Raw genomic sequence first — 12067 nt, 5'->3', positions numbered from 1 at the left:
AAAGGTACTGCCGCCTCATGGGCCAAACTCAGCAACTTCAACGAAGGCTCGGCACCTTTGATGCCACCGCCATTGGCCTTGGCTCCATGCTGGGCGCCGGCGTGTTCGTGGCCTTCGCCCCGGCAGCGGCCCTGGCCGGGAACCTGCTGGTCCTGTCCGTGGTCATTGCCGGCGTCGTGGCGTACTGCAATGCGGTAGCCTCTGCGGCTCTCGCCGCGAAGTACCCCACCAGCGGTGGAACCTATGTTTACGGCCGGAAACAACTGGGCGAATGGCCGGGCTTCGTGGCCGGCTGGGGGTTCGTCACCGGCAAGACGGCGTCCTGCGCGGCAATGGCCCTGACCTTCGGCAGTTACGTTGCACCGGACTACGCTGCCCAGGTGGCGGTTGGCGCGGTAGTTGCACTGACCGGCGTCAACCTCCTCGGCATCACCCGCACTGCCCTGCTCACGCGGATCCTGTTGTGCTTCGTGCTGGCGACCCTGGTGTTCGTCGCCGTGGCCGCGGCGCTCGGCCCGCATCCTGCCGCGGTCCTGTCCGGTGCAGGTTCCGGCGGGCCGGCCGGGGTCCTCCCAGCAGCCGGGCTGATGTTCTTCGCCTTCGCCGGCTACGCGCGGATCGCCACACTGGGGGAAGAAGTCAAAGACCCCACCCGGTCCATTCCGCGGGCTATCCTTGCCGCCTTGGCAGCCGCTTTCGCCATCTACCTGCTGCTGGCTTTGCTACTGCAGGCCCACTTGGGAAACCGGCTCGCTACTGCGAGGACTCCCCTGCTGGACGCGGTGCTGGGGTCGCAGCTGGCGGCGGGCGCACCGCTGGTGCAGGCCGGTGCCGCCGCCGCGTGCCTGGGCGCCCTGCTCGCGCTGATTACGGGAGTAGGGCGAACAACGCTCGCCATGGCGCGGGAACGTGACCTTCCCGGTCCCCTGGGCACGGTGGGCGGCACCCACACCGTTCCGTTCGTCGCCGAACTGGCTGTGGCAGCCGTCGTGGTCCTGCTCCTGTTGACCACGGACGTGATGACCGTGGTGGGCTTCTCAAGCTTCGGGGTGCTGGTTTATTACGCAGTTGCGAACGCCTCCGCCTACACTCTTGACGCGCACCCCGGCTACGCCCCCCGCTGGCTGAACGCGGCCGGTTTCCTGGGGTGCGTGGTCCTGGCCTTCACGCTGCCGCCGGCGCCGGTGCTGACCATGGCAGCAGTGCTCGCAGCGGGGGTGGCCGGGCGCTGGCTGGTGCTGCGATTCCGGCAGCACCAGCCCGGCCGGTAACGCGGGCGCTAGACGGACGCTGTCGCAGCCGTTGTGGTGCTGACCTGGACGGTGAGGTCCTCCACCGGCGGCATCCAGGTCTCCGGGGCGGCCACCACTTGCGCGCCGGTCCGAATGTCCTTGACCTGGTGGGTGCCGTCGTCGTCCGTGAACCATACGAACGGGATTCCCCGCCGGTCAGCGAACTTGATCTGTTTGCCGAATTTCTCCGCCTTCGCCGCAACCTCGGTGGGGATGCCCCTGCTTCGAAGCAGGGCAGCAACGTCCTGGGCGGCGCCCCAGCTGTCGTCATGGCTCAGGGCCACCAGCACGGCCGTGGGCACGGAACGGGAGGCCTTGGCCAGGTCCTGGCTGAGGATCCGGGACACCAGGCGGGTGACACCGATGGACAGGCCCACCCCCGGGAACTTTCGGTTGCCCTTTGACGCAAGGGCGTCGTAACGGCCGCCGGAGCAGATGGATCCCAGCTGTTCATGACCCACCAGGACGGTCTCCACGACGGTGCCGGTGTAGTAGTCCAGGCCGCGGGCGATGCTCAGGTCCGCCAGGACCTTTCCGGGGGCCCGCTGCACGGCAGCGTCGATCACCTGCTCCAGTTCGTCCAGGCCCTCGTCCAGGAGCTCATCGCTGACTCCCAGGGCACGCACCTTCGCCACGAAGGAGGTGTCTTCCGTACGGATGGCTGCCAGCTGCAGGGCCTTGGCCGCCTGCTCGTCAGAGGCACCGAGCTCTGTCTTCAGGAGCTCGGCCACCTTGGCGGAACCGATTTTTTCGAGCTTGTCGATGCTGCGGAGCACGCCGGCGGTGTCATGGAGCCCGATCCCCCGGTAGAAGCCTTCAGCCAGCTTGCGGTTGTTGATCCGGAGCCGGAAGTCCGGGATGGGAAGCGCGCTGAGGGCCTCGGCGATGACCAGGGCAATCTCCACGTCGTAGCGGAACGGCAGCTCGCCGTCGCCCACAACGTCGATGTCCGCCTGGGTGAACTCGCGGGCCCGGCCTTCCTGGGGCCGCTCGCCGCGCCACACCTTCTGGATCTGGTACCGGCGGAACGGGAACGCAAGGTAGCCGGCGTTTTCCACGACGTACCGGGCAAACGGAACCGTCAGGTCAAAATGCAGTGCAAGCGCGTGGGGATCAGCCTTGCCGCCCTTGACGGGGTTGTCGCTGTCGTCCTCCTGCAGCCTGCTCAGTCCGTACACTTCCTTGTCGATCTCGCCCTTGCGCAACAGCTGGCCCACCGTTTCCACCGCGCGGGTTTCGATCGAGGCGAACCCGTGCAATTCAAAGACCCGGCGCAGGGTATCGAGCACATGCAGCTCCACCAGCCGCTCCTCGGGAAGCCACTCGGGGAATCCGGACAGGGAGGCGGTGCGTGCCATGGGGAAGGTTCTCCTTAGGGTGAAAGGTGCGCCGGGGGCTGCCCGCGCGCCGCTCAAAGCCGACGTTCGGCGGCAGCACAGCCAGCCATGCATAAACTATGTGCGGCAGCCAGTTTATGCGTCATCCGTGTGCATCTCTAATGCAGCGGACCGGCGCTGACGCTGGCCCACCTGCGCCCGGCGGCCATCCGCCGGGCACCAGCAGCCCGACGACGAGGAGGACCCTTGGCGGCCAGTTCACGCAGTGCCCGCGAAACAAAACGGCGCATCCAGCAAATGGAGGCCAAGCGCGAGCTGCGGCGCAGCCAGGACAAGCGGCGCAAACGCGACAACCTTGTGGCCGCCGGCGCGGGAGCCGCCGCCGTGGTGCTCGCCGTCGTACTCCAACTCACCGCCTTCGCCGGGAATCCCACCGAAGACGAATACGCTGCCGCGCAAGCCGGCCTGACCGAACCGTCTGCATCCGCAAGCGCCTCCGCCACCCCGTCTCCGCAGACCTCCAACGGAGCGAACATTCCCGCTCCGGACACGGCCGCCGGCAAGACGTTCTCCGGCGACCTGTCACTTAACGGCAGCCCGCTCGGCGTGGAAGTGGACGGCACCAAGGCGCCCCAGGCGGCTGCAGTGTTCAAGTCACTCAGCGATCAAGGCTTCTTCAACGGCAAGGTCTGCCAGCGCCTGACCACCGCGGACCAGTTCGGTGTGCTCCAGTGCGGCTCCGCCAATGGTGACAGCAAGGGTGACCCGAACTACACCTGGGGCCCTCTGGAAAACACCCCGGCCGACAACACCTATCCCGCCGGGACCATCGCCGTGGCCCGGACCGGGAACAACGCGTACGGCAACGGAACCCAGTTCTTCATTGTCTACAAGGACACCGTGATCAACCCGGATTCGGCCGGAGGCTATACGGTGGTGGGCAAGGTGACCTCCGGACTTGATGTGGTGTCCAAGATCGCCGCCGCAGGCATTACGCCGGGGGCAAGTGACACAGACGGCGCACCGATTCAACCAGTCACGATAGACTCGTTTTCTCTGAAGTAGGACGCCGGGCCGCAGCGGCCACGGCGCAGTACGTGAGTATTTCCCTCCAAGCGAAAGACTTTTAGCGGTGACAGACAGTCAGAAATCCGACGAAACAGCAACAGACCTGACCGTGGCAACGGCCTCGGACACCAGCGAAGGCGCCGGCACCGAAGCAGACAACGCCCAGGCAGCCGCGGCCCCGGAAGAATCCGCTCCTGCGGAAGCTCCTGACGCCGCCCCGGCACCAGCTCCTGCGGAAGCTCCTGAGGCGGCACCGGCTCCGGGTCCCCGGCCTTCCGCACCGTCTCCTGCCGCGTTCGCGTCGCGTCCGAAGCCTGCCGCCGCCGCTCCTGCCGCTGCACCCGTTCCTGCCGCGCCCGGCACGTCCGTCGCCGAGGCCTCCAAGTGGGGCCGGGTGGAAGGGGACGGCCACGTTTACCTGACCATCGACGGCGGTGAACACCCGGTTGGGCAGTACCCCGGCGTCAGCGGTGAGGAAGCCCTGATCTACTTCGCGCGGAAGTATGACGACGTCGTGGCCCAGATCGTCCTCCTGGAACAGCGGGTCAGCTCCAAGGCTCCCAGCACTGACATGCAGAAGACGGTGACGCACCTGCATGAACAGCTCGCCGAGCGGAACATGGTGGGCGACCTCCGCACCGCCGAGGCCAGGCTGGAAAAGCTTGCCGGCCAGATCTCGGAACTCGAAAAAGCCGAAAAGGCCGAGCACGACGCCGTCCGCGCCGCTGAGCTCGCCGCCCGGGAAGCCATTGTTGCCGAGGCTGAGGAGATTTCCGGCCAGGATCCCGCGCAGACCCAGTGGAAAACCTCCAGCGCCCGGATGAACGAGTTGTTCGAGAACTGGAAAGTCGCGCAGAAGAGCGGCGTGCGGCTGGGCCGCAGCAACGAGGATGCGCTGTGGAAGCGGTTCAGGGCTGCCCGCACCGTTTTCGACCGCCACCGCCGGGCGTACTTCTCCCAACTGGACAGCAACAACTCCGCGGCAAAGGCCGCGAAGGAAAAGCTGATCGCCGAGGCCGAGGCCTTGTCCACGTCAACGGACTGGGGCTTCGCCGCAGGCGAGTACCGCCGGTTGATGGACCAATGGAAGGCGTCGCCGCGGGCCAGCCGCAAGGACGATGACGCGCTCTGGGCCAGGTTCCGCGCCGCCCAGGACGTCTTCTTCACGTCCCGCCAGGCTGCGAACGACGAGATCGACCAGGAATACACGGCCAACCTGGCCGTCAAGGAGGAGCTGCTGGCCGAGGCCAACGCGATTCTCCCGGTGAACGACCTCGCGGCCGCAAAGAAGGCATTGCAGTCCGTCCGTGACCGCTGGGAAGAGGCCGGCAAGGTTCCCCGGGCAGACATGGGCCGGATCGAGGCCGGCCTGCGGAAGGTGGAGGACGCTGTCCGCCACGCCGAAGACGAGCAGTGGCAGCGGTCCAACCCGGAGCGTAAGGCCCGCACCAACAGCGCGCTGTCCCAGCTGGAATCTGCCATTGCGGGCCTCCAGGAGGACCTCGTGAAGGCGGAGAAGAGCGGCGACCAGCGCAAGATCAAGGCCGCACAGGAAGCGCTCGAAGCCCGCCAGGCGTGGCTGGACCAGATCCAGCGGTCGGCCAGCGAGCTGTCCTGACATCCTGTCCTGACTCAGTCGCAGGCCCGGTCCGGTTATCCACATAACCGGACCGGGCCTGTGCCTGTTAACGGTCGTTTGGGCAGGATGGGGGTATGGCCACAGCACCAGCTTCTTCCGCCCCCGGGCAAGGCAGGTTTGCCTTAACCGCCCCTTCCGCGACAGGCGGCCAGGCCCAAGGCGTCGGGGCCGCCCCCTCCCCGCCCCGGTTTCCGGAGTTGTATGCGCCGGGGGTGCCCTTCGCCGGCCCCGAACTGCAGTCCCTTGCCGCAGACGGGCTGTTGGCCCGGTTCCACCAACACGGCTACACCCTGCCCGGGATACCCGCCTCGCCCCAACTGCGGGCACGGGCAGCCGCTGCTGTGGTTCCCACGCCTGTTCGGCAACGCGTCGTTGCGGGGCGGATGACCGCAGCGTGGATCTACGGCTGCGCGGCGGAACCTGACCGCCTGGCGTTATTGGTGGATACGAAGCGGAGGGTATCCAGCCTGCGGAACACGCGCGGCTGTACCCTGCACGAAGTAAAGCTCGGCCCGCTCGATGTCATCAGCCTGGGCGGCCTGATGGTCTCCAGTCCCCTGCGGACAGCGCTGGATATTGCCTTGCACGTCGAAACGGAACGCGCCCTGCCTGCCCTCACCGCGTTGCTGGCCAGGCCGCAGCAGGACGTGATGCTTCGGCTGCTGGTGCGTGCCATCGAGGCGACTCCCCGGGTTCCCCACAAGCGGGCGGCACTGGAAAAGCTGGCGCTGCTAGCTCCGGCGTTTGTTGCCGGTGGTGCGGTAGACGTCGAACACCCCGTCGATCCGTCGGACGGCGCTCAGGACGTGGCTGAGGTACTTGGGGTCGCCCATTTCGAAGGCGAACTTTGAGATGGCCACCCGGTCCGTGGACGTGTGGACGCTTGCCGCCAGGATGTTGACGTGGTTCTCCGACAGGACACGCGTGACATCCGAGAGCAGGGATTTCCGGTCAAGGGCTTCAACCTGGATTTCCACCAGGAAGACGCTTGACTGGGTGGGTGCCCAGTCAACGTCCACGATCCGGTCCGGCTGGTCCTTGAGGTCCGAGATGTTCGTGCAGTCGGTACGGTGCACTGAAACGCCCGAACCCCTGGTTACGAAGCCAAGGATGGGATCCGGGGGCACGGGGGTGCAGCAGCGGGCCAGCTTTACCCATACGTCCCCCACGCCGCGGACCACGACGCCGGAATCGGAGAAGCGGGCCTTGGTGACCTGGGTGGGGATGCTGACCTCTTCGACGTCATCATCGGCGCTTTCGTTGCCGCCCAGGCTCTCGATGAGCTTCTCCATGACCGACTGGGCCGAGGTGTGCCCGTCACCCACGCCAGCGTAGAGGCCGGAAATGTCGGTGTACTTGAAGTCCTCGGCGACGGCGGCCAGGGCCTCGTGCGTCATCAGCCGCTGCAGCGGAAGGTTCTGCTTCCGCATGGCACGGGTCAGCAGTTCCTTGCCGCGGTCGATCGCCTCTTCACGGCGTTCCTTGCTGAACCACTGGCGGATCTTGTTCCGGGCCCTCGCACTCTTGACGAAGTGCTGCCAGTCCTGGCTTGGGCCGGCGCCCTCAGCCTTCGAGGTGAAGATCTCCACCCAGTCGCCGTGGTTCAGCTCACTGTTGAGCGGGACCAGCTTCCCGTTGACCCTGGCCCCAATGGTGCGGTGCCCCACCTCGGTGTGCACGGCATAGGCGAAGTCAACCGGCGTCGATCCCGCCGGCAGCGCCATGACCTCGCCCTTGGGGGTGAAGACGAACACTTCGCGGGCGTTGATTTCGAAGCGGAGCGAGTCCAGGAACTCTCCGGGATCGGACGTCTCCTGCTGCCAGTCCACCAGGGAGCGCAACCAGCCCATGTCGCCGTCGCGGGGGCTTCCGGGCCCGACGGCGGTGCGGTTGGGCTGGTCCTTGTACTTCCAGTGCGCCGCCACGCCGTATTCGGCCCGGCGGTGCATCTCGTGCGTACGGATCTGGATCTCCACCGGCTTCCCGCCGGGGCCGATCACCGTGGTGTGCAGGGACTGGTACATGTTGAACTTGGGCATCGCGATGTAGTCCTTGAACCTGCCGGGCAACGGGTTCCAGCGCGAGTGCATGGTGCCCAGGGCGGCATAGCAGTCCCGGACGGAGTCCACCAGGACGCGGACACCCATGAGGTCATTAATGTCGTCAAAGTCCTTGTCGCGGACGATCATCTTTTGGTAGATCGAATAGTAATGCTTGGGCCGGCCGGTGATGGTGGCTTTGATGCGGGCGGCACGCAGGTCCTCGGTGATCTGGTCGCGAATGACGCCCAGGCTCTTTTCCCGTTCCGGGGTCCGGTCCCCCACCATGCGGACAATCTCTTCGTACACCTTGGGATAGAGCGCCGCGAAGGACAGATCCTCCAGCTCCCATTTGATGGTGTTCATGCCCAGGCGGTGGGCCAAGGGAGCGAAAATCTCCAGTGTCTCCCGGGCTTTGCGGGCCGATGATTCCGCTGACACGAACCGCCAGGTGCGGGCATTGTGCAGCCGGTCCGCCAGCTTGATCATCAGGACCCGGATGTCCTTGGCCATGGCGACGACCATTTTGCGGACCGTCTCGGACTGCGCTGCCTCACCGAAGCTGACCTTGTCCAGTTTGGTCACGCCGTCCACCAGCATGGCCACTTCCGGGCCGAAGTCCCGCTTCAGGTCCGCCAGGGTGTAGGGGGTGTCCTCGACTGTGTCGTGCAGCAGGGCGGCCGCGAGGGTGGTGCCGCTGAGCCCGAGTTCGGCCAGGATGGTGGCGACGGCCACCGGATGGGTGATGTAGGGGTCACCGCTCTTGCGTTTTTGCCCGCGGTGGCTGCGCTCGGCGACGTCGAACGCGCGCTGGATGAGGTCGAAGTCCTCTTTGGGATTGTTGGCCCGGACAGTCCGCAGCAGCGGCTCGAGGATGGGCGAGTAGGTGGCCGTTCCCCGTCCGGTCAGGCGGGCAAGCCGGGACCGCGTGCGCTCCCGGCGGCCGGGAAACGTGGCACGTGCGCCTGAGTTGTCCACGGGAACCAACGATCCGGGGCGCGCCGAGGATGCCATACCGGCCTGTACACCGGCAGGATTCTTATCTTCCTCTGCCGTTGGCGCCGACGCCGAACGTTCTTCCAATGAAGCACCCCTCACCACCGTTTAATTACCCCAGTCTATTCCCCAAGGCAGCGACTTTTATAACCGGCCCCGCATACGCAAAGACCGGGCAACGCAGAGTCTGCGTTGCCCGGTCTGGGCGCGGAGTGAGGGCTGCCGTCGGCGGTGGATCAGGCCTTGGCCGGCGAGGCGGGAACAGCCCGTTCGGCTGCTCCGGCACGGCGTTGCTCGACGCGCCTGGCCTGCTTGACCAGGGCCGGTTCACCCTGGCGGAGCCATGCATACATCGGAGCGGCCACGAAGATAGTGGCGGCCGTGCCGATGAGGATTCCGACGAACAACGCCAGGGACAGGTCGCGCAGGGTGCCCGCACCGAGGAGTCCGGCACCGATGAAGAGGATGGCCCCGACAGGGAGGATGGCCACCATCATGGTGTTGATGGACCGGACCAGGGTTTGGTTGACGGCGAGGTTGACCTCCTCGCCGAAGGTCCGGCGGGTGGAGGCATCAATCCCGGAGGTGTTTTCCCGAATTTTGTCGAAGACCACCACAGTGTCGTACAGCGAGTAGCTGAGGACCGTGAGGAAGCCGATGATGGCCGACGGCGTGACCTCGAAGTCGCTGAGGGCGTAGACCCCGGCGGTGATGAACATCGTCACCGCCATGCCGGCGAGAGCCGAGAGCGACATCTTCCAGGTGCGGAAGTACAGGGCCATCAGCAAGGCCGCGAGGAGCACGAACACCGCGAGGCCGATCAGCGCCTGCTTGGTCACGTCAGCACCCCAGGTGGGACCGACGAACGTCGATGTCACCTCGTTGTCGGTGACCCCGTAGGCCGTGGTCAGGCCTTGCTTGATCTTGAGGGTTTCGTCGTCGGTCAGTTTGTCGGTCTGAATGCGCATGGTGTTGCCTGCGACGTTGGCTACCCGGGGGACGCTGCCGGCCACAACATCAGTGACGGCATGCTCGCCGACGGTGGCGTCGGTCGTCTTCACATTGGAGACCGTGAATTCGGAACCGCCGCGGAACTCGATGCCGAGGTTAAAGCCGCCCTTGGCAACCGGGATGAGGATGGACAACGCCACTGCCACGGCAGCGATGAGGAACCAGATCTTCTTGGCGCCCACGAAGTCGTAGGAGCGCTTTCCGGTGTAGAGCTCATTACCAAAACTGGCGAAGCCTGACATTACTTGTTCTCCTTCGCGGAGGTCTTCGACGAGCCTGCAAGCTGTTCCTGCTTTTCCGCCAGGCGCCGTTCGGCGATGGTCATGCGGCGCTCAGCCTCGGCCGCGGCACCGGCGTTCTTGCCGCGCACCGCCGTGGCGGGCCGGTCATCGGGGGTCCGGATTCGGCCGGCACCGCGGTACAGCGGCACCGCCCCGAGCCGTTGCGGGTCCAGGCCGGAGAACTTATGGCCTTCACCGAAGAACTTGGTGCGTGCCAGCAGCTGCAGGGTGGGGTGCGTGAACATGAACACCACGATAAGGTCGGCGATGGCCGTCAGGCCCAAGGTGAACGCGAACCCGCGGACGTTGCCCACAGCCACGAAATACAGGACGAGTGCGGCCAGGAGGTTGACCGCCTTGGACGCCAGGACGGTGCGCTTGGCGCGCTTCCAGCCGTTTTCGACAGCTGACACCAGGCCACGGCCCTCGCGCAGTTCGTCACGGATGCGCTCAAAGTAGACGATGAACGAGTCTGCCGTCTGGCCGATGGCCACGATGATGCCTGCGACGCCTGCCAGGGACAGCCGGTAGTTCTCGGTCCAGCCCAGGATCGCGATGGCCAGATAGGTCAGGGCTCCGGCCACCACCAGTGATGCGATGGTGACGAAACCCAAGGCCCGGTACTGGAACAACGAGTAGACCACCACGAGGAGGAGACCGATCAGGCCGGCCAGCAGGCCCATGCGCAGCTGTTCGCCACCGAGCGTGGCCGAGATCTGCTGCTCGCTCTGGATGTCGAAGCTGATGGGCAGGGCACCGAAGCGCAGTTGGTCGGACAACGCCTTGGCAGTCTCCTGGGTGAAGCCACCCGTGATCTGCGGGCGCCCGTCGGTGATCACAGCCAGGGAACGCGGGGCGGAAATGACCTGATCGTCCAGCACAATGGCGAACTGGGACTTTGGATCGGTGCCCGACTCGCCGCCCGCGGCCACGTAGAACTGGTTCAGGCGCTCGGTGACGTCTTTGAACTTGGCCGTGCCTTCGGCGTCGAACTGGATGTTGACGGCCCAGTCATTGGTGACCGCACCCTGCGCGCCCTGCTGCAGTTGGAAGGACGAGGTGACGATGTTGGTGCCCTTGACCTCTACCGGGCCCAGAATGTACTTGATGGCAGGGGTTTTCGCGGTGGCGGCTTCGCAGGTGACCAATGGCTTGGTGGGATCGGAGCGCTGTGATTTCTCGGCTGCGGGGCTGTTGCAGTCCAGTGCCTCGAACTGCTTGTAGATCTCGGGCGTGATCCAGTTGGTGTCGCTGCTGTTGGCCGGGGCAGCCGTCGGCTTGGGCAACTGGTCATCAGGGGTTTGTGACTCCGGCGGCACTGCTGCACCGTCACCGTTGAGGAGGACGGGGCGGAAGTTCATGTCAGCGGATGCCTGGATCAGGTTCCGGGTTTCGGCTGACGGTGTACCGGGGAGACTGACCACCACGTTACGGCCGGACTGGGTGCTGATTTCCGCTTCGGAGACGCCGGCGCCGTCCACGCGCTGGCGGATGATCGCCACGGCTTGGTTGAGTTGCTGTTCGTTGATGTCCGAACCCCCCTCAACCTTCGGCGCCAGGATCATCTGGGTGCCGCCTTCAAGGTCCAGGGCCAGTTTGGGCGACCAGCTGGCTTGTCCGGCGATGGTGCCGCCGGCCAGGACGGCGGTCAGCGCTGCCAGGACTACACCGAGCCAGACCAGGACGCGAAGCCCGGGTTTCTTGCGGCCAGTTCGTGCCATTGTCGATCTTTCTCTTATTCGCGGAAGAACCGCCGGTGCGGGCTGTCGCCTGCGCCGGCGGTAATCCGCAGCGGTTGAGGGAGGAAAGGAGCCAGCGGGCCTAGCTGTCCTTCTTGCCCTCATCGTTGAGGCGCTTCAGGGTTTCCTCAGGAGACTCGGCGCCCGCCACTGAGCTGCCCGTCTCGGGAGTGGTGAGCGAATCGGGAGTGGTCAGCGAGGAAGCATCGTCCGGCACGGCAGGTGACGCAACGTCTGGTTCGGCAGCAGGCTCGACCACCTTGGTGACTGCCTGCCGGTGCACGGTGGCGAGGTTTCCGGGGGACAGTTCAAGGGTGACCTTGTTCTCAGCCTCGTCGATGTCCACGATCCGGCCGAAAAGGCCAAAGCTGGTCATGACCTCCACGCCCGGGGCAAATTTCGACTGGAGCTGTGCCTGCTGCTGCTGCGTCTTCTTGTTGCGGCGGAACATCATGAAGATGAAGACGCCGAGCATGACGAACAGGAGAATTGACATTGGATCCAAGGGGGAATTCCGTTCTTTTGCATGGGTGTTGCCGGTTTTCCAGCGACGTCGGCCTCGCTTCAGCCGGGGCGGGATGTAGACGCAGGCAAAGCCTGACGTTTCCTTCCCCAAGTGACGGAGGCGTCAGGGCCACCGGCGAAACAAAGCACCGAACGTGCCG

The 12067-nt window shown here is 65.6% G+C and carries 9 protein-coding genes; 4 read left to right on the top strand and 5 right to left on the bottom strand.

Annotated features, from left to right (window positions below; translation table 11 throughout):
* Positions 1-17: 17 nt before the first annotated feature.
* Positions 18-1271: an APC family permease gene (locus tag AB4Y79_RS06415; RefSeq protein WP_441859810.1), complete on the top strand. Its 1254-nt coding sequence runs from the start codon at positions 18-20 to the stop codon at positions 1269-1271.
* 8 nt (positions 1272-1279) lie between these two features.
* Here the strand turns inward: AB4Y79_RS06415 and hisS are convergent, their stop codons facing one another.
* Entirely contained in the window at positions 1280-2650 is a 1371-nt protein-coding gene (gene hisS / locus AB4Y79_RS06410) for a histidine--tRNA ligase (protein ID WP_441859809.1), read from the bottom strand.
* A gap of 225 nt (positions 2651-2875) precedes the next feature.
* Here hisS and AB4Y79_RS06405 point away from each other — a divergent pair, with 225 nt between their 5' ends.
* From AB4Y79_RS06405 to AB4Y79_RS06395, 3 genes are all read left to right on the top strand, one after another.
* Positions 2876-3694 (top strand): peptidylprolyl isomerase, encoded by an 819-nt coding sequence (locus AB4Y79_RS06405; RefSeq protein ID WP_441859808.1) that lies wholly within the window; start codon positions 2876-2878, stop codon positions 3692-3694.
* Between the two features lie 67 nt (positions 3695-3761).
* A complete protein-coding gene (locus tag AB4Y79_RS06400) occupies positions 3762-5315 on the top strand; it encodes a DUF349 domain-containing protein (protein ID WP_441859806.1) in 1554 nt (517 codons plus the stop codon).
* A gap of 95 nt (positions 5316-5410) precedes the next feature.
* A complete protein-coding gene (locus AB4Y79_RS06395; RefSeq protein WP_441859804.1) occupies positions 5411-6187 on the top strand; it encodes a hypothetical protein in 777 nt (258 codons plus the stop codon).
* On the opposite strand, the gene AB4Y79_RS06390 is transcribed toward AB4Y79_RS06395, so the two are convergent.
* The 4 genes from AB4Y79_RS06390 to yajC form a co-directional block, all read right to left on the bottom strand.
* A complete protein-coding gene (locus AB4Y79_RS06390; protein ID WP_308930851.1) occupies positions 6068-8458 on the bottom strand; it encodes a RelA/SpoT family protein in 2391 nt (796 codons plus the stop codon). The genes AB4Y79_RS06395 and AB4Y79_RS06390 overlap by 120 nt on opposite strands.
* Before the next feature lie 149 nt (positions 8459-8607).
* Positions 8608-9624, bottom strand: a complete 1017-nt coding sequence (gene secF / locus AB4Y79_RS06385) for a protein translocase subunit SecF (RefSeq protein ID WP_441859802.1) — start codon at positions 9622-9624, stop codon at positions 8608-8610.
* Positions 9624-11384, bottom strand: a complete 1761-nt coding sequence (secD, locus tag AB4Y79_RS06380; RefSeq protein ID WP_441859800.1) for a protein translocase subunit SecD — start codon at positions 11382-11384, stop codon at positions 9624-9626. Before secD ends, secF begins: the two co-directional genes overlap by 1 nt.
* Positions 11385-11484: 100 nt before the next feature.
* A complete protein-coding gene (gene yajC / locus AB4Y79_RS06375; protein WP_441859798.1) occupies positions 11485-11898 on the bottom strand; it encodes a preprotein translocase subunit YajC in 414 nt (137 codons plus the stop codon).
* Positions 11899-12067 lie beyond the last annotated feature (169 nt).

This window comes from Pseudarthrobacter sp. YAF2 (genome assembly GCF_052113345.1).
GTDB lineage: Bacteria > Actinomycetota > Actinomycetes > Actinomycetales > Micrococcaceae > Arthrobacter.
This window is presented reverse-complemented; position numbering and strand designations above follow the sequence as displayed.

Excerpts from the sequence above, each read along its gene's own strand:
- secF (WP_441859802.1), bottom strand. The coding sequence starts at position 9,624 with ATGTCAGGCTTCGCCAGTTTTGGTAATGAGCTCTACACCGGAAAGCGC.
- secD (WP_441859800.1), bottom strand. The coding sequence starts at position 11,384 with ATGGCACGAACTGGCCGCAAGAAACCCGGGCTTCGCGTCCTGGTCTGG.
- yajC (WP_441859798.1), bottom strand. The coding sequence starts at position 11,898 with ATGTCAATTCTCCTGTTCGTCATGCTCGGCGTCTTCATCTTCATGATG.
- AB4Y79_RS06395 (WP_441859804.1), top strand. The coding sequence starts at position 5,411 with ATGGCCACAGCACCAGCTTCTTCCGCCCCCGGGCAAGGCAGGTTTGCC.
- AB4Y79_RS06415 (WP_441859810.1), top strand. The coding sequence starts at position 18 with ATGGGCCAAACTCAGCAACTTCAACGAAGGCTCGGCACCTTTGATGCC.
- hisS (WP_441859809.1), bottom strand. The coding sequence starts at position 2,650 with ATGGCACGCACCGCCTCCCTGTCCGGATTCCCCGAGTGGCTTCCCGAG.